Origin of the sequence: Chitinophaga sp. CF418 (genome assembly GCF_900142925.1) — a bacterium.
Taxonomy (GTDB): Bacteria; Bacteroidota; Bacteroidia; order Chitinophagales; family Chitinophagaceae; genus Chitinophaga.
The window spans coordinates 564,954-588,629 of the sequence record NZ_FRCN01000003.1; the positions used below are offsets into that span (position 1 = coordinate 564,954).

A 23,676-nucleotide genomic window follows, 5' to 3' on the forward strand; every position below is an offset into this window, starting at 1 on the left:
ACTACTGGTTTATTTCTGCTTACAATAATCCAAGCCACAGGTTGTTATTATGTCAGGTTGCTCTAAAGTAAGTATGTGCAGATATAAGACCGGTCTTCACAGGCAAATGGTATTTTAAGGCGTATGGTTAATACAAAATGTTCTTTAATTCGCTCTTCTCCAGACTCTCTATAAAGGTGTCGTACCTAACGTGGTGTAGTACTATCCCAAAAGTAATTTTTTTTGTTATATGCAAAACGCCCTCCCGGTATTGTACCGGGAGGGCGTTCCTCTATTTTAGTAATATGATCCTATTTGTGAATGATTTTCAACATGGTACGTCTTGCGCGCATATACTGTTCATCCGTACAAGGTACACCTTTACCACATGGATCTTCAGGGTCTTTACCGATATTTTCGTAGTAAAGTCTGCTTGAAGTTACACCTTTCCTTACCAGGTACTCAATTACTGCGTAGCAACGTAAAGCGGAGAGGTCCTTATTATAGGCGTCAGAACCGCGGCTATCAGTATAGGAACGTATCTGCAGTTTCCAGTCAGGGTACTGGTTCAGTACCACGGCTACCCTATCCAGCAGGTTCCTTGATTTACTGGTCAGAACGGCGCTGTTATAGTCGTAGTAGAACTCCATGTTTTCCATTTTGCTCTGGATAGCATGGTCCATTTCTGACATTTCCACGTCCTGTCTGGTTTCTTTTGGCTGCGCTACGGCTACAGTTTCGATCTTCTCAGCAGGCTTTTCTGCAACCGGTTCAGGCTCGTATTCCGTCTTTGTCTCTGTTACAGGCGGTACTACTACAGGGGCGGCTACTACCACAGGCGTCTTCACCGGTTTCTTGGTTCCTGGTTTAGCAGGAGGCGTACGCTTAACAGGTGTTGTTTTTACCGGTTCGCTTACTGGCTCTTTAACCGGCTCGCTCGCTGGTTCGTTCTTCGCTACCAGCGGTTCTGAAACCGGGTGCTGTGTAGTGGTCACTGCAGATGGAATATCTATCGGAGCGCTTACAGTCTGTTTCGGAGAGTGTACCACTGGTTCCTCAGCCGGTTTTGTCGGCGTTGACGTAGCAACTGTTCCCGGTAAGCTGATTGGCGCAGTTACGGTCTGTCTCGGAGAAACAACCACCGGTTCGTCCGGTTTTGGAGTTGCTACCCCTACTGATTCCGCTGCTGGTTTATCAGCAGGTTTGTTCTGCGCCAGTATTACCGGGTTTGGATTTGATCCCGGCTCCGGATCTTTATAAGGCTGGATACCTTCGTCGTTGTTGAATCTTTCTGTGAAGTGAGTATCCATGAAGCGGTAGATATCATCGCTACCACCGCCACCAGGACGGTTGGAAGAGAAGTACCCTTCATACATATTCGCCTTCATGATGAAGCCCAGATCATCGCCACCGGAATTGAACGGATAGCGCAGGTTCTGCAGGCGATGCCATTCAGTTCCCTTACCTGCTACACGGAAGATATCAAAACCTCCCATGCCCGGATGACCTTTACTGGAGAAGTACAACATATCTTCTTCATTATAGGTAGGGAATGCTTCGTCGAAAGGCGTGTTGATAACCGGACCACAGTTCTTAGGTTTACCCCATCTGCCATTCTTCTGCTTTTCACTGTACCAGATGTCCATTTTACCCTGACCACCTTTTCTGTTGGAAGCAAAGTACATGGTCTTACCATCACGGCTAAGGGCAACGTGACCGGTAGAATAACCGTTTGAGTTGATCTCTTTCAGTGGTTCCAGTGGTCTCCACTCATCACCTGATTTTACAGACCAGAACACCATCATTGTACGTTCACCATTTACAGGACCGCGTTTCTTACGGTTGGCGATATCCTGCTGCCAGGAGTTCAGCGTTACATAGATGGTATCTTCCCTGGCGTTGAAACATACAGGTCCGATATGATACGGTACCAGGGCTAATAATTGTGGCACTACTTCTTCAACGAAAGTATTGGCCACCCCCTGTGAATATTGTTTAAAGATATATGCTTTGTAATAAGGCTGATTGGTACGTGTATCAATCTTGGGATTCTTCTCAGGCAACAGGTTCATGGTCATTTTACGATACCCGTTGGATACCAGCAGGAGACCTTGTCTTGTTACACCGCTTACATAATCAGAACCGGAGGAGCTCAACTCCTTGATATTTTCCATCGCCATGTCAAGACGGTTAGTCTTCCAGGCAATCGCACTATCACAGCCAGCCATCATCGCATTCGCCAGACGAACACTATCCGGCTTTGAACTTTTAAATTTGGCTATCTGTTGTTTTGCTTCAACGTATTTACCTGCACTTTTTAATATTTCCCCATACTGCAGATGTGCCACTGGCGGACAATCAGGACGCTCATCCATTTTCTCATACCAGAAAGCAGCATCATCATACTGGCCAATTTCACGATTACAGGCAGCTATACGTTCCAGGAGGTCAATAGAAGTTTTGGTTTTCTTCTTTGAAATGATCCTGCCGTACAGGGATCCTGCAACTGCATATTCCTGTCTTTCAAAAGCCTCATCAGCCCTTACCCGCACGCTTTTCTGCTCCTGGCCAAACAGCATCACCGGAACCATCAGAGTGGTGCATAATAATATCGCGTAACAACGTAGCATATCGAGATTTGATGATCTTTTAAATATTAAAAATAGCGGGGATTGGATGTACTGAAAAGCTTTGAATTAAATAATAGACCGATCGAAAGTTCATGCGAGCCTCCCTGTATACCTGCCAGTTTGTTCATGCTATAATCATAGGAATAACCTACACGGAACTTAGGAGAGATGTAGTATTCGAGGATAGCACTTGCCGCATTGGCTTTGTCAAGTGATGTATTGCTTACAACTGATTTCTTGTTGAATACAGAGAGATTTGTTCTGTAGGAACCACCTATCCATAAAAGTTCATCAATATGCATCATCAATGTTGCGTCCAGACCTGCAGGACCTGCGAAGTCAGTTTTAAACAGCACTGATGGTTTAAGGTAAATGTTGTCATTCACCGGGAACATGTAACCTGCGGTTATATAAACATGTTGTTTTCTTTTGATACTCTCATATGTATATCCTCTCCATTTATAACCGGAGCTGCTGTACTTGGAAAAGAGATCCAGTGCAGAGACACCGATATAAAGTGAAGGAGTATAGTAATAGATACCTACACGTGCATCGGGAGCAGTAGACTTGGCAGAACCGTCAGGAATGATACGATCGCCGTTATCCAGGTAGACCAGGTCTTTACCGCTCAGGCCATACTGTGTTGCACCCACGCCGAGACCGAGGCATAGGCGGCGGGTATCTTCTTCATCCAGTCGTATGCGGTATGAATAGGAAGCATAAAGGGAAATAGCGCTCTGAGGACCCAGATTATCCATCATAGCCTGTACACCCAGGCCAACGTTTGCGTCTTTGGCACCTCTGTTCAGTGGACCGTCCAGCGATACGCTGGCCGTACGTGGAGCACCGTCTATACCTGTCCACTGCTGGCGGAAAGCGGCGTTAAGATGTAGTACATCCTTATAACCTGCATATGCGGGATTGATGCTCAATCCGTTGAAGATATACTGGCTGAACTGGACACTCTGCTGGGCACGGGAACCTGCTGCCAGGCAAAGTAATAATACTACAGTAAACCATTTTTTTGTCATGTACATAATTGCACTTTTAGGATCACAGTTCATTATCTAATAATCATTACCCAGCCTTTGAAAACTTTTACCCCTTCGGTAGGGCTGTTCAACTCAAGGCGGTAGTAATAGGTACCTTCGCTTAATCCCGTCGCATCCCAGTTGTTCTGATAGTCCTTGTTCTGGTATACAACACCTCCCCAACGGTTGAATATAAATAATCCGCTGTTAGGGTATTTATCGATTCCTCTTACTATAAAGTAGTCGTTCTTACCGTCTGCGTTTGGCGTTACCACGTTGGAGATCACCATACCTGCAGCTTTACCAGCTGTCTTGATACTTGTTACGGTTCCCTTGTCGCAACCTGCTTCTTTAGGATCGCAATGGTATGTTGCTTTGGAAGTAGAGTCGGAGTTACCACCGATCTGGATCCTTGCTGTGTTATCAATGCTCTTTATACCATCAGGCAGAGGATCAACTTTTACTTTAAAGTGGAGTGTGGCAATTGCACCGGCAGCCAGGTTATTTACCGCCCACATTACTGTGTTTGAACCTACGAGGTGGATACCACCATCAGTAGCGGATGCGAAAGTTGTCAGGGCAGGAACCGGATCACTTACCTGGAGGGTAGGGATAGTAATGTTACCTGTGTTGCGTACATATATAATATATGACAGTTCTTCACCTGAGGTTACACTAGCCTCACCGCTGGCGTTCAGTACTATTTTCCATCCTTCAAAAGAGGTCACACTCACGATAGGAATAGTAGTAGATGGTTTACCTGCGCCATTTGGATCCGGCTGGTTAGGATCTGTAGCGAGAGATGGCAGTGTCGGAACGGCTCCTTTACCGTTCCCGTTATTTACATAAGCTGTATTTTCTATGGCTTTGGCGCCTGTCAGGTCTGTTGCTACTCTTACACGGAAGGAACGTACAATAGATTGTCCCGGATCGATGGCGGGAACAGTCCATGACAGCAGGTTATTGGCATCAGGAGCTGCATCCGGTGCATCGTAGAAGTTAGTATATACAGGAACGTAGTCAGTGATGATTACATTGGTCAGCTGCTCTGTACCGGTGTTCTGTACGTGTATTACGTATGTAACCAGGTCGCCTGACTGGATAGTACCGTTTGGACCAGTACCGGTATAGTTTACGCTCTTCCAGTTGATGGAGTTCATACCGTTATCAACCGGGGTCCTTGTAGAAGGCCATCCTTTGTCAGTACCAATAGCGGCGTTGATGTTATTGTCAACTGCAGGCGCAAAAGTGTGCTGTAATCCGTTTCCATCTCCGATATCTACATAACCGGTATTATTAATATAGTCCACACCGGCTAAAGAACCATCTACGTTCACTGAAAAGGAAACTGAGGTCTGTGCTCCCGGGGCAAGCGCGAGATTGTTCCATGACAGCACATCATTATTAAGCGTCCCACCCGGGGAGGCGCCATAAAAAATGGTGTGTATAGGCAGTGTGTCTACTACACGCACTGTCAGGGCTTCATCACCGGTATTTTTAATAAAGATCTTATAGTCGATCTGATCTCCCACCTTCACAGCACCGTCAGTACCTGAACCGTTATAGGAATATGTCACCCATATGTCAACGGATTTGGTATAAGGTTTACCATTAACGGTAACACCAGTAGCTGCTTTTTTTACGGCTGTCGGAATATTTGCCTTCGCTGGCAACCAGGTCATACCCACTATAAAAAGTAGCATGAACAGGCAGCGATCAGACATCTTTTTAATATCGGTAAAGACCCGGCCAACTCGCAGCTGCATCATTTTTTGCAGATTTAAGCGAGAATTATAATTTATGCGCATAGGCTTAGGATTACTGCAAGTAGTGTATTGTGAATGCTATTGTACCAATGTTTAGCTCTCATTAGAAACGCCGTGCACCAATTGTCATCTTGTTATTATATATATAGATCCGGGCAAGCCGGGGACGATGGTCAGGCATATGGAATACCGCTCTCAGAGCGGTCCACAATTCGTATAAGGCAGCTTTCTTCATTGGTCTAGGATTATGATTTATAAATATCCGACAGTCAAGGATATAGTAAATTCGAATATAAAAATATCTATATTTATTGATAAAACAATATCTTTTTAAAAATTAATGAGCATTAACCCCTCCTACTTCTCAGTTATAAATCAGAACATTACAAATGAAATTGGGGCACATACTATGCAAATTGGCATATAAAAATGGCCATTTTCCGGGATTAATCAAATGATGTTTTATGAACATATGACCCCTTGAATCACCTTACTGCTGAAGGCTTCGGGGCGTTCAAATATATATTTTGTTTCATACAATAAATATATGGGAGCAGAGCGTTATAACTACCTTTATCGACCCTACGAAGAGTCGGGTTATCCACATTTTTTAACCTGAAACCGACCCGAAATGTGGATAACTTTTGTTGCTGTGCTTGTACGCATATTTTCAAAATGGCATTTTCTGTAATATTATTTTATCCTATTTATATGAGATTCTCCCTTTCAAATGATTCACAGCATAAAATTTCCATATGTGAACAAATCACTATATTTACTAATATAATTGTAGTCACTTAGACACTTTACCAGACCCGGCGGGAATAGCAGTAAGTATATGCTCACCTTTTTTTGAGTACTAGCGCTTATTTTATATATGACGAAGATCATTAGTTGAAATCGCACCCGTTATTCTATTCATATTTACGCCACTGGAAAGACCATTCCCATATCTTCTACCTGAAAGACCATGTTTAAAAACAGCTGATGGAGGCTGCACGCGCAACGGAAATTAACTATGCCAAACGTGTGTCTGCGTCTACCGCTTAACTACTTAATATTAACCAATTTAAAATGCACACGACCATTCCATTCTGTTATTACACGAGTTATTCTGGCCTGCGAAGACCGGAGCCATTAAACATGCCTGATCAGTATACGCCATATATATGGGTATTGTAATCGGTTACATTCATACCTGTATATCAACCTGCAAACACTTTTCTGATGAATACTGCAGTCTATAAAATTTTACTTGTAGATGAGGATCAGGTATTTGTAAGACAGACCCGGCAGTTATTGATTACCCAATCTTATGATATCTATACAGCCTCCTCAGAAGAAGAAGGAATCATCATCTGCCAGCAACAGCAACCCGATCTTATCATTTGTGGTGCACACCTGCGCGGAACAGGCGGGCATCATTTCATTATGGCACTAAGGAACGACCCTGGTTTTGATCATATTCCGCTGATCTTCATCAGTGTAAAAGATAACAAACAGGAAATGCGCATGGCCATGAACCTTGGAGCAGATGACTACCTGGCAAGGCCGTTCAGAAAACGCGACCTGCTGCTCAGCATCCGTTCGCGACTGGGCCGCTTCGCAAAGTTCAATCATGTGCATACACCTGACGAAACCAGAAGTGTATCCCTTGCTAACTCATCCACCGCACAACAGGCACTGTATCACAGGCTTGGTAAAGCTGAAAACCGCATCATAAAAATGATTGCGGAAGGTAAAAGCACCAAGCAGATGGCTGATGAATTAAATGTGAGCATACGTACTATCGAAAATCACAGATACAGAATAGCAGGCAAGCTTGGTATTGCCGGTCGCAATGCGCTGACCGAATTTGTGATCAGAAATATTATACAGCAGCAGAAACAGTAGCCCACTGGAATCGTGATTAAGGATCAGGAATCAGAAACTCAGTACAGCAGCGCTTCTCAGAGATGCAGACTGCGATGAATTGACTAAAGTATCAAAATGTCAATTTGTATTCGTATTTTCTCATTCCTGATTCTTAATTCCTGATTCTTAATTTTCCTGCTGCTCATGATCAGATCTGTCCTTCTCTCCACAACCCTTCTCCTGCATATATGCAGCGTAAACGCCCAGCAGTTTACTATGGAAGCGGTTACCAGTTATCCCTTCCCTTCCGTTCTTACCAGCGCATCTACCGGTAGTGGTATTGCCTGGGCCTTAAATGAACAGGGAAAAAGGAATGTATATGTTGCCGCAGGTCCTGATTTTACTCCCCGGAAACTCACTGACTATACGCTCGACGACGGGCAGGAGATCAGCAGTCTTTCTATCTCGCCCGATGGTAAATGGGTGGTGTATATCCGTGGAGGTGATCATGGTGGAAAGGATGCCAGTAATCCTGTGAATGCTACGCATCTACCGCTGCCTCCCAAAACAGAGGTATGGTCAGTTCCTTTTGCTGGCGGTACGGCCAGAATATTGTCGGAGGGCGACTATGCAACTATCTCGCCCCATGGCGACAGTGTTGCATTCATTAAGGGTGGGCAGATATGGATCGCTCCCATAGACGGCGCCTCTCCTGCCCGGAACCTGCTTACGCTCAAAGGTTCCTGCCATAGTATTGCGTGGGGCCCCGATAGCGCCGGACTGGCTTTTGTGAATAACCGCAACGACCATTCCTACATTGGCGTATACCGCAATACGGCCACCCCATTGCAATGGATAGCTCCAGGCTTTTCAAAAGATCTTTCTCCCCGTTGGTCGCCCGACGGGAAGCAGATTGCTTTTATCCGTACACCCGGTACCGGCGGCGCTCCGGATTCCCTGCTTGCCCGTAAACACCAGCCCTGGGCTATCTGGACAGCAGATGTATCCAGCGGGGAAGGCAGGCTGTTATGGAAAGCTCCTGTTACACTGTCCGGCTCCTTCCCTACCACAGACGGTAATACGAATCTCAACTGGCCAGTAGCCGACAGAATCGTATTCCTCTCCTACCACGATGGATGGCCACATCTCTATTCCATCACTCCCGGCGGAGGCACCCCCCTGTTATTAACGCCAGGCGCTTTTATGGTAGAACATATTGAGTCCAGTCCCGATGGCAAATGGATCGTATTCAGCGCCAATACAGGCCCCACACCGGCTGATATTGACCGAAGGCATCTCGCACGCGTACCGGTAGATAAAGCGGCTATGGAAATACTCACCTCCGGAGAAGGTATTGAAACCTACCCTGTCGTAACCGGCGACGGCCATACTATCGCCTCACTTACTGCTACCGCACGGCAACCCTTACTGCCGGCCGTAATGCCATTCAGGAAGGGCGTTCCCAAAGTAACAGGCAGAACACTGCTGCCCCCCAGCTTCCCCGAGGCGCAAATGGTCATCCCAACACCGGTTACCTTCAAAGCGCCCGATGGTACCCTGGTACATGCACAACTGTTCGAACCGAAAAACAAGGCAAAGAAATATCCTGCTATTGTATACATCCACGGCGGCCCACAGCGCCAGATGCTGCTGGGCTGGCATTACATGGATTATTACGCCAATGGATATGCTGTGAACCAGTACCTGGCCAGCCAGGGATTTATTGTACTGTCGGTGAACTACCGCCTGGGTATCGGTTATGGATATGAATTCCACAAGCCGCCACATGCGGGCATCATTGGGGCGGCTGAATACCAGGATATCAAAGCTGCCGGCGAATGGCTGGCGGCGCAATCACAGGTGGACGCTACAAAGATCGGGGTGTATGGCGGCTCCTATGGAGGCTTTCTGACTGCACACGCCCTGGGCAGGGACTCAAAACTATTCGCCGCAGGCGTCGATATACACGGTGTACATAACCGTACTCCATTTTTACCTCCCCCGTCAGCTAACCCGGCTCCCGATGTTGATACCGCCTTAAAAGTGTCCTGGCTGTCCTCACCAGTTGCCCATGTGGATACCTGGACATCTCCCGTGCTGCTTATCCATGCCGATGACGACCGCAATGTGGAATTTAGCCAGACGATAGACCTTCTCCGCCGCCTGGAGGACAAAGGAGTGCCATTTGAGTATCTCGCCATTCCCGACGATACCCATCACTGGATGAAATACAGCAACGCCCTTACAGTAGACAAAGCGACCGTCGCATTCCTGATCAGACATCTGAAAGAATAGGATTATTGTTTCCCGATCTTCCCTAAATGGGTGTCCTTAAAACCGGTCTCATACTTTAAACCGTACCCAAACATCCTGTCCATCACCGAATGGGCAAACAGGATGATGCCGGTAAAAACAGCCCAGTCCTGGTGAAAATACAGACCAGCCAGGTAAACGATCAGTGCAACACCCTTGTGATGCACCAGGTTATAAAAAAAAGCGCCGGTACGGTTGCCCACCATGTACCCCAGCATAGACAGATCGGGTAAGAGGATGCATGCCGGAAACAGCCACCAGGCATACGGCGATTGCAAATGAAAAGCGAGGATGGCGAGCAGGAAAAGCGCCAGATCTTCCAGGATAAGTATGGTTTTCATGAATACAGGCAGGTTTAGACAGGCCCGGCCATAAAGATAGTTACTTATTAGCATCAGCTCCAAGTATGCGCCGGGTATACATCCGGTATGCATCGGGTTAAAGCGTATATGATGTTTGCCGGGGTGCATCCATTCTGGTGAAATACCAGCTTCCCTGCAGGGTTGCCGGAAGGGCCCTAAGGGTATGTATTCGCTTAAGATTCGGTGTGACCTATAGCCTACAGGCTCTCTAGTATAGCATTACAGGCACTATTCTATAGCGATCGCTATAGAATAGTGCCTGTAATGCTATACTAGAGAGCCTGTAGATAGGGGAATCCACTATATTGCTATACAGGACGAACGATATTCATGCAGGCATCATCCTGGTGGCGATCCCTATCCTGTTCCAGGAGTTGATAGCCACAGCCGCCATCATTACCTGGGCGGTCAGCTGTTCTCCCAGCACCTGTATGGCCTCGTTATAAGTAGCGTCACTCACATGATTGCTGATACGGGTCACCTCTTCGGTCAGCGCCAGGATGGCTCTTTCCTCCTGAGAGAAGAAAGGCGTTTCCCTCCAGGCGTTCAGCGCGTAAATGCGTTGTTCTGTTTCTCCCAGTTTACGGGCATCTTTTGTATGCATATCAATACAGTAAGCACAACCATTGATCTGCGAAGCCCTGATCTTGATAAGTTCCTTGTGCAGGGGAGCAATTTTCGTAGCATGAAGATATTTCTCCATAGCAAGCATTGCTTTATAAGCTTCCGGTTCCACTTTCGACATATTAAGACGTGTTTCCATGATTTTATGTTTTCGTTGACACAAAATTGCAACACCGTCCGTTGCCAAAACTTAATCAAGTTCAAGAAAAGACCGTTCAGATTTTCTTAGCTCTGATCTTACTCAGGAATTCAGGGGTAAAACCCAGGTAGGATGCCACCATATATTGAGGAATACGCTGCAGGAATTCGGGATACAGGTTACTGAAATGATAATAACGTTCTTCCCCGCTAAAATCATAGATATACCGGATGCGCTGCATGGAGGCGGCATATGCCCTTTGCAGGATCAGCCTGAAATAACGTTCCAGGGCGGGTATTTTGACAAAAAGCTCTTCCTGGACCCTCCAGTCCAATACGGCTACTTCGGCCCGTTCTACGGCCTGTATGAAGTATTGGGAGGGTATCCTTCTATCCAGGCTGTCATAGTCAGTGATCCACCAGTTATCAATACCGAAATGGATGATCTGTTCGGATCCTTTTTCGTCAATGTAATACTTGCGGAAAACGCCCTTTAAAATGAAATAATTGGCATTACAGATGGCGTCCTGCCGGAGCAGGTATTCCTTCTTTTTTACCTCCTGGTATTGTATACAGGATAATATAATCTCTTTATCTTCCTCCGTCAGTTCCACAAACTTGCTGATATGTGCTATAAGCCTTTGCATACACAATATTACGGTAAAGAAAGAAGGCTCCTGTACGGAGCCTCCTGTTTTAATATTTTGCCGCCTGACCTTTGGCGGGAATGGATTCCAGGATAAACTTCCTCAGGTTCTCATTCGCCGCGGCCAGATCATCCTTTCTCAGGTACATCATATGTCCGCTGCGATAGCCTTCCCATTTCAGACGGCCTTTCAGTTTACCGCCGGGGTCCATCTGCCACATGCTGTATTTGGCATTAAAGTAATCGCAGGCGCCATCGTAATAACCCGATTGCACCAGCAGATGCAGGAAAGGGTTCTGGGCAATGGCCTGACGCAGGTTCTCACCTGTTTTATCGTCCTTCCTGTCCCAGGGATATACATCGCCAAACATGTTATACTTCAGGTCTGTTTTATAGTTCAGTTCTTCCTGCAGGTAGATGTGGATAGCCGGTGTAAAGGCCTGTAACCAGGCGGTCAGCTCTGCGTTATAGTCCGGACTGGTACCACCGGTCTGACGGTCAATACCCCTGTAACGGGAATCCAGCCGGCCAACAGTATATCCCTGGTCACGCAGCAGTTCTTTCCAGAAAAGGTTGGTAGACACATCCAGGTTATTCTCCTGCACCACCAGTTCCTTCAGTCCGCTGTAACGTGCAATGCGGACGCCAATGCTTTTACGTTGTGCTTCATCCAGCGCGCTGCCTCTTGACAGAGCAGGGATCAGTTCATTGATCGTGAAGTTCTCCACCTCAGGCAGTACATCGTTCAGGTCTTTTTGCTGCAGGTCCGCAGGTAACTTTTTATGGTACCAGGCGGTAGCCGTAAAATAAGGTAGTTTCAGGGCGGCATCAACTGGTCCGTTACGCAGTATACCCAGTTCTGTGGGAGATACCAGGATAACACCATTGAGGTACATCCACTGCGCATCCTGGAGCTCGAGTGCAAGTCCGGATACACGGGTGGTACCATAGCTTTCCCCTATCAGGAATTTAGGAGAGGCCCAGCGTCCCTTCCGGGTTACGAAAGTATTGATCCATTCCGCCAGGTATTTGATATCGGCATTCACGCCATAGAATTTGGTACCGGGAATATCTTTACTTACCGGACGGGAATAGCCGGTATTCACAGGGTCTACATACACGATATCAGCAACATCCAGGATGGACTGTGGATTATCCCGCATGCCATAGGGCTGTACGGGGTACCCTTCATCGTCTATGTTCAGCATCCGCGGACCGGTATATCCGATTTCCATCCATACGGAAGGCGTGCCAGGGCCTCCATTGAAGGAGATCACCAGCGGACGGCCGGATTTATCTTTTACATCATCCCTTTCATAATAAGTATAAAACACGCCGGCAATAGGTTTGCCTTCATCATCCCATACGGGGATGCTGCCTGCGGTAGCGGTGTAAGACACGCGCTGCCCTTTGATGGTCACTTCATGTTTCGTTACGACGGAAGAGTCAACAGCCAATACTCTGGAAGGCGAGGGTTTCATCTGCGCCTGTGCCGGCAATACAGCCACCTGCGCGATGACTGCACCTGTAAGCGCCAGGGGCAATAAGATTTTGTTGATCATAATTTGATTGATAAATGGTTTCAGGTAAATATAATAGAAGCAATCGGCTATACAGCGAATTTTGGGATAAAAGGAAAAATCCCCTTTCGCTGTTCGCGATATGTGAACAAATGATTGCGCGAACTCTTGTCAGTCGAAGTATTACATGATGATCACATCCTTTCTGCGGGAGGCCGGTGTCACTTTCAACTGCTCCACTTTCCCATTGCTTACCGTGCCTTCGACGATTGTATTGTAGGGTGCATGGAGTTTAAACACCACATTCCAGTCAGATGGCCAGGCGGGCAACAGATAAATCTTCTTTCCATCCACCTGCAACAGCATTTCCTGTAAACCGGTCATGGCGGCCCCTCCCCAGTTATGATCGGGTGTCCAGTCAAAGCCGGGGCCCCAGAATGCAGGGAAACGGTGAGGCCCGTTGGCGAATTTCAGTTTGGTGAGTGCGGCCGCGGCTTCGGTCAGTCCCAGACGGGCGGCAAAGATGTTGTACTGCCTCCATCCTACATGACTACGGAATTTCACCGCATGTGGATCATATTCCCAGGTGTTGCGGGCAATATCCAGGTCAGGCTTACCCACTCCGTAGATACCCCAGGGGAAAACCGGGTACAATTGTGGCGTCTCTGTGTTCTGCACTCTTTCCCAGGCAAGCGCTGGTGCAATGGTTTTATGCCCTGCGAATTCCGTCAACGCGATAGGCGGCACCCTTTTCTGCATCTGTAATATTCTTGCCAGGCGGAGTGTATCTTCCTGTAGCTCCGGCAGCTCAGACATTCTTTGCAGGAGGACCTGTAATGCAGCAATAACGGTTGTAGAGTTGTAGGTCATTTTGAAGGTTTCTGCTGATGATGTTGGGAATAGTATGTATTGCCCCTTTTCATTCAGTTCCTTAATGCCTCTTTTCTTTGCCAGCTGCCGGTAGTGTTCATCATAAAAAGTAAGGCAGCTTTCGATGAAGGTAATATGTTCAGGGTTTGATACACCGGTATAACGGTTCACATCCAGCATCATGAGACAGCATTCAAATACCGTCTCCCACTGGTATTCCAGCCATGCATTATATTCCACACCGGGATCAGCACCAGGAGGCCTTTTAGGCTCATATTCGGTGATGTTGGGCAAGCCGAAGTTCTCTATCTGTTCCGTGAAGCAAGCACCTGCATGTTGCCAGTATGTCTGGCTACGAAGTTCCGCATTCTTCTTTATCCGCAGATAAAAATCAAACTGTCCCTTCATCATATCGGCATCACCGCTTTTCAGCATTGGATAGTATACCAGCCGCTGATTCTGCGCAGTCATGGTGCCACCTCCCCACAAACGGAAGTCGGGTGAGAAAGGATATTGCTCGCTGACATAACGCGGATCGAATGTAAATAGACCTCCATTGAATTTCGTCGGCCATTTGCCGAAGGCGTTACACCCCAACATATAACGGAACAATTGGTAATTACGTCCAACAGTCACTGCTGCAGTATCTTTACTATCGATGCAGATATAACTTCTGTCCCAGAACTGCTGCCACCATTCCAGTGTTTTACGGCGGGCAGCTTCATGGTCCTTACTGCCTGCTCCCATAATGCGCTGCAATGTATCCTTCCATTCGCTGACACTTGCGGTTTGCGCTACCTCCAGTCCTATTGTCAGCCGTTGTGCACGTACCGCTTTCTTACTCTGTAAAGACCATCCGCGATAAGCGGCATCTGCATAAGTGCCGGAATCTATTCCTGCCGCTATCATCTGATCGCCATGCATCATACCGCCAAAGGTGTTGTTCTTCAAAGGATCATACAACTGATCCTTCACGGCTCCCATTCCTTCCATCAGTACCGTATAAGTAAAAATATCCTGTACATCGGCACGATTACGGTGATAGAAAACAATAGCATTTCCCTGGAAAGCGATATCATCTTTGTAGGTTGTAATGGGGAATGATTGCAAGCGCTTGTAGGAATTGGCACGGCATTCTTTGTTATCTGTAATGAGGTGATCAGCATATCGCCATGATTCATAAGTTGCGATCACTTTCACAGGTTGATCATTCTTTATGTCTACATGTACTACCGGATTGAACACATCTACCCATATCTCAATATCTGTATGCTCGTCCCGGATCCGCACACTTCCCTGCTGTAATTTTAATTCCTGTTTAAATCCTTTCAGTCCAAGTGGGCCGGAAGATAATTTCAATCGCACTCTGCCCAGTTTCAGCATGGCATTATTCTCATCAAATGCACCGCTTTCTGACAGATAGAATAATACATCCCCATTTTCCACCCAGACATTCAGACCGATATCTCCTCCACCGCAAGGCATGGCATCAGCGGCATTTTTGCCTGGTGTATCCCAGGACACATCATAACGGGAAACAGGCATATGCTGCGCAGCCACGTGATGCCCGCAAAACAGTACAGCCAGACTTAAACACAAGATAAATTGCAGGATATTAACACCTTTCATAAAACATGGAACTGGATTTTAAATATCCCTAAAATAAGTTGTTATGCCGACAATTAATAGATTGTCATAAAAGGGAAATATAACATTGTTTTTTCGACGCGTATGTCTTTTATCATCGGAATTCCCTTAGCTTTGTATTACTTTATTGAACGAACAACTTCGACTTACACGCTGAACCTGCAATTCCTCCACTACGTTCCTGTCAACATACTTATAACATAACCATTAACGTTAATGCTTTAAACCATTAGTGAATGCTATTCATTTACAAGCATTAGCACATACGCTTTTTAATATTTACTATGACAAGTAGTTTTGAACAACTTGCTGGTAAGAAAGTATTATTTGCTACTATCTCGACTGATGCCCATATAGATCCGCTGACAGGTTTAGCGAAGTATTTACAGGATTGGGGCTGTGATGTAAGATGGTATGCATCGAAATACTATACCACTAAATTCCACCAGTTATACATTTATCATTACACACCCGGAAAACACAGGGATGTACATGATGAAAATGCCGATGAGATGCATCCTGACAGGACCTTGATCAGGGACAGGGTTGCGAAGCTTAACTATGATATGCTCAACATCCTTGCAAAACCTGCTGCCACACACTTTGAGAATATCCGCCGCATCTACGAAGTATTCCCTTTCGATATCATGATAGTGGACAATATGTTCACTGCCGCTCCTATCGTGCGTAAAATACTGGGTGTACCGGTGATCGCCATTGGTGTTGTACCCCTGGCGGAAGCTTCCCGGGACCTCCCTCCTTACGGCCTTGGCATGACGCCTTCCCATCATTTGTTAGGACGATTGAAACAGGCAGCTTTACGTTTTCTTACAGACAAAATACTATTCAAAGAATCCTATAAAGCCTATGAACAGATTTTTAGAAAATATGGTATCAGGAACAAAGGCGCCAACCTGCTGGACAGCATTGTAAAGAATGCTGACCTTGTGCTGCAGATAGGTAGTCCCGGATTTGAATATCAGCGGAGAGACATGGGCAGTAACATCCGTTATATAGGCGCCCTGCTACCATATTCAGCAGGTAAAAAAGTACCCTGGTTTGATGACAGACTGCATCAATACAGGAAGATCGCGCTGGTTACACAGGGTAAAACGGAGAAAGACGTCAGCAAGCTCATTATACCCGCACTGGAAGCATTCCGCGATACGAATGTGCTTACTATTGTCACTACGGGTGGATCAAAGACTGCAGCATTACGCGCAAGATATCCTTACCGGAATGTTATCATTGAGGACTACATTCCTTTTAATGACCTGATGCCTTATGCAGATGTCTTTATCACCAACGGAGATTATGGCGGCGTGCTGCTAAGCCTGCAGCACAGGCTTCCTGTCATTGCCGCCGGCACGGATAAATGCAGGAGTGAAACCTGTGCCAGGATCGGTTACATGAAATATGGTATCAACTTGCATACAGAAAATCCCAGTGCAGATCAAATCAGTGAAGCATTTGATATTATAATGGATACCCCTCTATATAAAACGAATATATCCAGGCTGATGGAAGAATTCAACCAATACGACCCTATTCCGCTTAGTGCAGGATATGTGGCAGACCTGCTGATGAAGCGGCCTGCGTGAGGTAAGGTGGTTTAGTAGATATCAAACAGCTTTTGCTGTGGTGGCTGTTTTTTATTGATATTGGGCGATAAACTATTCTCCAGCTGCAATATTTTCGTGAGGGGTGGTTTACTGGCAAAGATGCCGGTAGGCTGCCCTTTTCTGATACCCCTTACAAAACAATAGATCACACCACCGAACTGCTTTTCATAGTTAAATGCGTGCAGGCGACTCTCCAGGTACTTCTTGGCAGCCAATGTATAGATGAGGTATTGCAGATGATAGTTATTCTCATTCATGGCAACGGATAAAGCCGCCGGGGTGTAGTCTTCCGGTGAGTCGCCCAGGTAATTGGATTTCCAGTCCAGGATATAATACTTTCCTTCATGCTCAAAGAAAAGGTCCATTTTGCCATTCATGATCCCTTCCAGCTCATGACTGCCATGTTCATGGAAACGGCGTACGATGACGCTCGTCCTCTCGTCAGAAAGACCATTCAGCATATCAGGGAAGAAAGCTGATACAGGGAAGTCGAACTCGAATTCCGGGATACGTTTATGCCAGATAACTGCCGACAGGGGAAAGGTATGTCCTCCGACCGTAATATCAGTATGCAACACATGTTCCAGCAACTGGCGCAGCATAGGCGCATATACTTCCTGCTGCCCCGGTACAAAACGGCGGATGGCTTCTGTCAGCCATTTCTCCCAGCGACTGTCTTCAGAGAAGTTAATGTTCTCAAACAGGAAGTGCAGCAGATTACCTGTCTTCGCACCTCTCTTTAATGTATGAAATATGAATGTCTCATAAGGATCTTCCTGCTGTAAAGGACGCACTTTCAGGCTTTGCTCTGCCTTTGCGGCCAGCATGGTATAACTCATCTTCCGCCAGTTCTGCTCTTTCAGCACAAATCTGACAGGCGCATCTGTACCAGTATTCACTACTGCTCCGGTATGCCGGTTAGCATCCTGTTCCGGTGCTGCCGGAAGGTCCTGTTCAAACTTAATAATACCGGAAGATGGCGCTGCCGCTATCAATGCCTGCAGGAAAGTTAATAAGGTAGAATTGCTATAGTACTTGCTGTTATTACGGAACACAAAACATTTATACACGCCACGGGTAATGGCTACATACAACAAACGCCTGTTCTCCTGCTCCGCCTGACGGGCATAAGAGCTGCGCTGTTCATCCGTCATGCGCTTCTTTTCCACACCCACATAATCACCTGTAACAGGATCCCGGAAACTAAAGAACTCCGCATGCTTGTTCTCCACAAAATCGAGGAAAGGCGCCATCACAATCTTATATTCCAGTCCCTTACTCTTATGGATGGTTACAATATTCACCGCTTCCTCATCACTTTCTACCCGCTGCTCGTATTCATCTCCTTCAGTGGCCATGCCATCTATCCCACGTTTCAGCCATGATACCAGTTCCGTCATCGATAGATTCTTACGGCTCTGGATCTGGTGCACAAGTTCTGTCAGCTGAAACAAGTTGGAAATAACGCGTTCACCACTTTCTGTATGCGTGTACAGCAATATATTGCGAACATTAAAGTCTGTGATGAAATCCATCATGGCTGTATAAATACCATCCTGCTGCCAGCGATTTTTATAATTCCCGAAAAATGCAAGGGTGACTTCATCATCCAGCACCAGTACATCTTCCAGTTTCAGGTTAGTAAAAGGAGACAATAATGCACGGTTGATGGAAGAGCGATTGGGTTCCAGCATTGCCTCCAGCAGATATAAGAGATATGTTGCCTCTTCAGATTGTAATACCCTGGCGTCATCCACTGTTACAGCCGGTACTCCCAGCTTTGCCAGCTGGGCTTTCACTTCTCTACCCTGCCTGCCGGTACGTACCAGGATGCCAATATCGGATGGTTTGACAGGACGCTTAGCTTCTTCATTCCCGATGGTATATTCACCACTTCTCAATAACAACGCTACCTGCGCCGCTACACTCCCGGTTAGTTCGTTACTGTTGGATGCATTAAACACAGTGATAGGTACATCTGCAGCTTCTCCTCTGAATAAGCATCCTTTTGTATTCCTTTCCGGGCTCTCTACCTTAATGTAGTTGATCGCGTTCCCTTCACCATTGAAATAGAAAGTATCGAAATCAGGCACCGGCAGGAAGAAGGTATTCATCGCTTCTATAAACGGTTCGGAAGAGCGGAAGTTATGGTTCATACCATACACATGCCGCACACTACCTCTGGCCTTAAAATACGTAAAGATATCTGCCTTACGCCATGCATAGATACTCTGTTTGGGATCGCCGATATAAAACAGGATAGTATCTGTACCGAATGCTTTCTCGAAGATCTCATATTGCATCCTGTCAGTATCCTGGAACTCATCCACAAATACGGCTTTATATTTCTCCTGCAATACCTTTACCAGTCCCGGGTTATTCTTTTCCACCAATGACCTGTGCAGGTTCGTGATCATGTCATCATAACTCAGCAGGTTATTGCGTTTCTTATAGCCTTTAACTCCTGCAGCAATTTCCTCTATAGCAAAGCAATACAATCGGCTGATCACCTGCTGTACATTGCCTTTTCGTTCTTCATCAAGAGCCGCCACCTTATCCAGGCGTTCGAGCAGATCAGGGAACAGTTTAGCGATGTAACCTGCGGAGCTGCGTTTCTCCTTTATAACTCCAATGAATTGTGCCGGATCATCTACACATGGCAACAGCGCTTTCTTTGCGTACTGATTCCCTTCACACAATGCTTTCAGCCTGTCTATATTATCCTTCACAAAAGCCACCAGATCCTTTTCAGCCGCATCCTTCTTTTCATCCACTGCATCTAGTTGCTGCAACCATTCCTCCTGCTCCTTTGCTTTAATCACATATCGTTTACCCGGCTCATAAGCGAAATAACGTTTACCTCCCATATGCTCATTGAGGGCAGTAGTAATGCCGGGCATCATACCTGGCTCCCAGATCTTCTCCAGCAGCCGGATATGCAGGGTCGTAACATGTTTACGCCAGAACTTTTGTACTTCTTCCTCTATCAGCGTCCGGGTATCCTGTATCATCTCGGCACCGAAAAGCTGGTCGGTCTCAAAAGCAAATTCATTCAATGTCTTCTGACAGAAACTGTGAATGGTCAATACTGCTGTCTCATCGAGAAACAATACTGCATCTTTGAGTTGCTGCTGCACCTGTTCCAGTCCATTACGATCAACTGCCTCTTCTACCAGCCGCAGGATGTTATCATCCTTTATTTCCAGTCCCTGGCTGGCCTTATAAGCATTCCGCACAAACAGGCGGATACGCTCTTCCAGCTCTGCCACGGCAGCCTTGGTAAAGGTCACCATCAGGATCTCTTTTACAGATAGCGCATTTTCCAGTACCAGTCTCAATACAAGAATGGCGATGGAATATGTTTTTCCTGTACCGGCACTGGCCTCTATCAGGTTACTATCCTGCAGTGGCACGGTGCCCGCGTCAAAATCCTGGTAGTTGATATGTTCAGTCATTGTGTTCTTGCCTCTATTAATTGTAATAACCCGGTATCATTTCCGCCAGTGGCAGCAGCACATGCGTGCAGATAGTCTTATAAGTATCCAGCGTGGTTTCATCATTGAAGAAGCCGTTCTCATATTCACGGAAGATATAAGGATCTACTGTCCTGTCATCCCCTTTATCCAATGCCTTATCCACCTTCTTCACAAACTTGCTGAAATCCAGTTCTGCCACATCTGCGGGTTTGATATCAAAGTCGGGATAGAATGGTGTGATATGTTCAAATCCTTCTCTGAATATATCCATTAATGCGGTTAATCTTTGTAATGCTTCTTCCTGCACCAGTGGTAGTGCCTCGAAAGCCTCCTGTTTGCTGGCTCCCGAGATAAACCACATGCCTGTCAGCACGCCTGCCGCCCTGCCTGCCAGATAGCGGATGTATGCCTCTATCAGGTATTTATCCTCCCGCTTCGACCATGACACCTGCACCAGTTTACCATCAAACACACTATGAATAGTGCCTTTCAGCAAGGTGCCTTCTATGTCGAGGTTCACCTGTACAGATTGTTCATCAGCTCCATTGATACAGGTTCTGTATTTATCACGCACCGGCTGTACTTCAGATTCTATCTGCTGTAAAGCTACATACGCCATGTTCTTCAAAGGCAAGCGGCCTGTCTTTACCAGGCGGATCTTCATGTTGGCTATAGCATTCGCATCCATCTGCAACAACTCATTCTTCAGGTTCCAGCGCTGCAGGCTGTCCAGTTGAAAGATTTCTGTTTCATTCAGCAATACCTGCTCGTCGTTATAGTAGATGCCTAATACTTTGTTATAATACGCTTTGAAAGGATTTTTAAAGAAACGTACCAGTTCATCCAGGTCTACCTCTTCCAGCACGAGCGGCTCCATTACCTTACCGGCCCTTGTGATAGGACGCTCAGGCACGGTAGTATTCAGGTAGCTGTACAAGCGTTCATCACCCGTCATATACTTCCTGCTAAAGCCCTGCAAAGGTTGCCTGGTCACCAGTTTGTTTCTCACCTGGTCTGGTTCATCCGTACCGGATTCTATATAGTCCAGCAGTTCATCTACCAGCGCGGAAGGCGGCATACGACTATTATCCTTGGCGCTCTGCCCCACATAACTGATGTATAAATACTGACGGGCCGACAATACTGTTTCCAGGAAAAGGTGTTTATCATTATCCTTCACGTTACGGTCACCTCTCTGTTTGTTCTTCTCCATCAGGTTAAAGCCAATGGGCTGTTCCCGGCGGGGAAACTTATCGTAGTCCAGTCCCAGCATGGCCACCACCCTGAAGGGAATACTACGCATGGGGATCAGCGAGCAGAAAGTGATGCCGCCATTCACAAACAGGCCTGTCCTGGTAGTACCGGTCAGTGTTTGCAGGAAGCTATGGCTGAACACATCAAATGTCACCGTATCGCTCATATACTCATTCAGCAGATTGTAGTCTGCCAGCTGCTGCATCAGCGTATTATAATCTTCATCCACTTCTTCATCGGGCTCATACACCATATTATGCAGCAGGCCTTCTATATACTCCACCCAGCCGCTGATACTACGTGCCTTCTTACGCTCTTCCACAGCTGTGATTAATACCTCTGCAAAGTGGCAGAAGCGTATCACCTCCAGGCTATCGCTACCCTCAAGTATATCCAACGGGAAGAAGCTGTCATCCCCTTTGCCGTATTCCTCACCTCCACTCATACAGATACCAAACATGATCCGCCTGATACCATACTTCCAGCTTACCAGGAAGGTTTCATCTTCCTTCGCGCCATGTATTCCGAAACGGATATTCGCCTGATCTACTACAGAGCGTACCAACGTCACATTATTGATACCAAAACGTTTCCTGATATAAGATGAATCCAGCAGCTGCAACACTTCTTCTGCCTTAAAATTCTCTTCATTCAGCCGGAGAATGGCATGTAGTGCATTGAAGAGGTTATCGCTGTCTGCATAACTTTCATCTGCAATGGTATACCGGAACTTATAGGGTGCGTTGTTGAAGATCGCTTTAATGTAAGGCGCATATGCATCTATATCTCTCACCATGACCACAATATCGCGTGGCGACAATGTTTCTTTTTTTCTATCTACCAGATGCACCAGGTAGTTATACAGCACTTCCACCTCACGGGCAACGGTATAACAGTTATTGATGGTGATGGAACCATCCTGAATGTCTTCGGGGAAGATGCGGTTCCTGCTATCATTGGCATTGTTGAAAATATCATGCTGGATCTTATTCAGCAATGTATCCGGTTCCGGCACTACCAGTCCTTCGCTATCGTAGGCGTTGATAAAGGCATCATACTGGAAGAACAATCCGAAGGTATCCTGTACTACACGCCCCCAGCCCATCAGCAGCGGATTACCAGCCACGTCCGACTCCAGCAGCGGACGGCCTTTTAGTCGCCAGCGGGCCTGCTGTTTCTCACTCTTGTCTTCAAACCAGTAAAGCTCCGGAGATGGGTTGATAATATGGAAATGCACGTCAATGAAGGATGACAGTTCATGCAGTATCTGCACGTGATATGCCGTAATGATGGAGAGACCGAACAGGTGTACAGTACTCATACGGTCTGCCAGCAGGGCCTGTTGATCGGGGTTCTTCAGCATATCCAGAATATGCTGTCCGACGATCGTTTTATCCGGCAGCGTATTACCTGATACCTTCTTGGCTTTGCCCCAGAGATACTGCTGCCAGTCCATCTTTGCCAGGGGATCTTCCGCCTGTTCATTCCACTCACGGATCATCTCCGGACGATAGATCTGGTACTGGTCAAAAAGGTCAGCTGTTCTTTCCGCAAGCGCCATTCGTTTCAGGTCACTATCCGGTTCAGTATTGTGATAATAAGTAGCTACGGCAGGATAGGTTTCCCGGAAAGCGTCTTCTCCCAGCAGTTTATATAGCAACCAGGTAAGGTTCCTGCCGGAAAGCATTTCAGTATAGTGGCCATCCATCAGGAAATAGATCTGATGGATGAGATCATTTGGTTTAAGGAAGCGGCAATTGGCGGCAATACCGAGGTATTCCGCCATCTGCAGTTTCAGCCAGTTGTTCATCCCTTCCGTTTGTGTAACGATGAGATGTTGTTCAAACACCCGGCTGTGTGAAGCTTTAAGTTCCTGTGCCAGTCCCATGGAGAGTATCTCCAGAGAATTGGACACTTTCAGATATAATGCCATAAGTGTTATTC

General features: G+C 46.5%; 13 protein-coding genes. 3 read left to right on the forward strand and 10 right to left on the reverse strand.

Annotated elements, in window-relative coordinates; translation table 11 throughout:
* Positions 1–290: 290 nt before the first annotated feature.
* The 3 genes from F3I09_RS09835 to F3I09_RS09845 are packed head-to-tail and all read right to left on the reverse strand — an operon-like array spanning position 291 to position 5,409.
* The gene (locus tag F3I09_RS09835; RefSeq protein WP_149694859.1) at positions 291–2,609 is read right to left on the reverse strand and encodes an OmpA family protein; all 2,319 of its coding nucleotides are present in this window, start codon (positions 2,607–2,609) and stop codon (positions 291–293) included.
* A gap of 26 nt (positions 2,610–2,635) precedes the next feature.
* Complete coding sequence (locus F3I09_RS09840) at positions 2,636–3,646, reverse strand: type IX secretion system membrane protein PorP/SprF (protein ID WP_188133753.1); 1,011 nt, start codon at positions 3,644–3,646, stop codon at positions 2,636–2,638.
* A gap of 26 nt (positions 3,647–3,672) precedes the next feature.
* Positions 3,673–5,409: a gliding motility-associated C-terminal domain-containing protein gene (locus tag F3I09_RS09845; protein ID WP_188133754.1), complete on the reverse strand. Its 1,737-nt coding sequence runs from the start codon at positions 5,407–5,409 to the stop codon at positions 3,673–3,675.
* Between the two features lie 1,224 nt (positions 5,410–6,633).
* Here F3I09_RS09845 and F3I09_RS09850 point away from each other — a divergent pair.
* Together F3I09_RS09850 and F3I09_RS09855 are read left to right on the forward strand one after the other, a co-directional pair.
* Positions 6,634–7,299, forward strand: a complete 666-nt coding sequence (locus tag F3I09_RS09850) for a response regulator transcription factor (RefSeq protein ID WP_149694862.1) — start codon at positions 6,634–6,636, stop codon at positions 7,297–7,299.
* Positions 7,300–7,464: 165 nt separating this feature from the next.
* Positions 7,465–9,555, forward strand: a complete 2,091-nt coding sequence (locus tag F3I09_RS09855; RefSeq protein WP_149694863.1) for a prolyl oligopeptidase family serine peptidase — start codon at positions 7,465–7,467, stop codon at positions 9,553–9,555.
* A gap of 2 nt (positions 9,556–9,557) precedes the next feature.
* On the opposite strand, the gene F3I09_RS09860 is transcribed toward F3I09_RS09855, so the two are convergent.
* From F3I09_RS09860 to F3I09_RS09880, 5 genes are all read right to left on the reverse strand, one after another.
* Positions 9,558–9,914 (reverse strand): DUF4260 domain-containing protein, encoded by a 357-nt coding sequence (locus F3I09_RS09860; protein WP_149694864.1) that lies wholly within the window; start codon positions 9,912–9,914, stop codon positions 9,558–9,560.
* A 349-nt stretch (positions 9,915–10,263) separates the two neighbouring features.
* Positions 10,264–10,698, reverse strand: a complete 435-nt coding sequence (locus F3I09_RS09865) for a carboxymuconolactone decarboxylase family protein (protein WP_149694865.1) — start codon at positions 10,696–10,698, stop codon at positions 10,264–10,266.
* A 76-nt stretch (positions 10,699–10,774) separates the two neighbouring features.
* Complete coding sequence (locus F3I09_RS09870) at positions 10,775–11,344, reverse strand: Crp/Fnr family transcriptional regulator (protein ID WP_149694866.1); 570 nt, start codon at positions 11,342–11,344, stop codon at positions 10,775–10,777.
* Between the two features lie 49 nt (positions 11,345–11,393).
* Positions 11,394–12,905, reverse strand: a complete 1,512-nt coding sequence (locus F3I09_RS09875; RefSeq protein ID WP_149694867.1) for a S10 family peptidase — start codon at positions 12,903–12,905, stop codon at positions 11,394–11,396.
* A 141-nt stretch (positions 12,906–13,046) separates the two neighbouring features.
* Complete coding sequence (locus F3I09_RS09880; RefSeq protein ID WP_223233191.1) at positions 13,047–15,362, reverse strand: DUF5703 domain-containing protein; 2,316 nt, start codon at positions 15,360–15,362, stop codon at positions 13,047–13,049.
* A 302-nt stretch (positions 15,363–15,664) separates the two neighbouring features.
* Between F3I09_RS09880 and F3I09_RS09885 the strand changes: the two genes are divergently transcribed.
* Positions 15,665–16,981 carry a glycosyltransferase gene (locus F3I09_RS09885; protein WP_149694868.1) on the forward strand — a complete coding sequence of 439 codons (1,317 nt, stop codon included), beginning with the start codon at positions 15,665–15,667 and terminating at the stop codon, positions 16,979–16,981.
* Positions 16,982–16,992: 11 nt separating this feature from the next.
* Here F3I09_RS09885 and recB read toward each other — a convergent pair whose 3' ends face one another.
* Together recB and recC are read right to left on the reverse strand one after the other, a co-directional pair.
* The gene (recB, locus tag F3I09_RS09890; protein ID WP_149694869.1) at positions 16,993–20,457 is read right to left on the reverse strand and encodes an exodeoxyribonuclease V subunit beta; all 3,465 of its coding nucleotides are present in this window, start codon (positions 20,455–20,457) and stop codon (positions 16,993–16,995) included.
* A gap of 16 nt (positions 20,458–20,473) precedes the next feature.
* Positions 20,474–23,665 carry an exodeoxyribonuclease V subunit gamma gene (recC, locus tag F3I09_RS09895; protein WP_149694870.1) on the reverse strand — a complete coding sequence of 1,064 codons (3,192 nt, stop codon included), beginning with the start codon at positions 23,663–23,665 and terminating at the stop codon, positions 20,474–20,476.
* Between the last annotated feature and the right edge of the window lie 11 nt (positions 23,666–23,676).

Coding starts and splice junctions, on each gene's coding strand:
- F3I09_RS09840 (WP_188133753.1), bottom strand. CDS start 3,646: ATGTACATGACAAAAAAATGGTTTACTGTAGTATTATTACTTTGCCTG.
- F3I09_RS09875 (WP_149694867.1), bottom strand. CDS start 12,905: ATGATCAACAAAATCTTATTGCCCCTGGCGCTTACAGGTGCAGTCATC.
- F3I09_RS09855 (WP_149694863.1), top strand. CDS start 7,465: ATGATCAGATCTGTCCTTCTCTCCACAACCCTTCTCCTGCATATATGC.
- F3I09_RS09850 (WP_149694862.1), top strand. CDS start 6,634: ATGAATACTGCAGTCTATAAAATTTTACTTGTAGATGAGGATCAGGTA.
- F3I09_RS09885 (WP_149694868.1), top strand. CDS start 15,665: ATGACAAGTAGTTTTGAACAACTTGCTGGTAAGAAAGTATTATTTGCT.
- F3I09_RS09870 (WP_149694866.1), bottom strand. CDS start 11,344: ATGCAAAGGCTTATAGCACATATCAGCAAGTTTGTGGAACTGACGGAG.
- F3I09_RS09865 (WP_149694865.1), bottom strand. CDS start 10,698: ATGGAAACACGTCTTAATATGTCGAAAGTGGAACCGGAAGCTTATAAA.
- recB (WP_149694869.1), bottom strand. CDS start 20,457: ATGACTGAACATATCAACTACCAGGATTTTGACGCGGGCACCGTGCCA.
- F3I09_RS09880 (WP_223233191.1), bottom strand. CDS start 15,362: ATGAAAGGTGTTAATATCCTGCAATTTATCTTGTGTTTAAGTCTGGCT.
- recC (WP_149694870.1), bottom strand. CDS start 23,665: ATGGCATTATATCTGAAAGTGTCCAATTCTCTGGAGATACTCTCCATG.
- F3I09_RS09835 (WP_149694859.1), bottom strand. CDS start 2,609: ATGCTACGTTGTTACGCGATATTATTATGCACCACTCTGATGGTTCCG.
- F3I09_RS09860 (WP_149694864.1), bottom strand. CDS start 9,914: ATGAAAACCATACTTATCCTGGAAGATCTGGCGCTTTTCCTGCTCGCC.
- F3I09_RS09845 (WP_188133754.1), bottom strand. CDS start 5,409: ATGATGCAGCTGCGAGTTGGCCGGGTCTTTACCGATATTAAAAAGATG.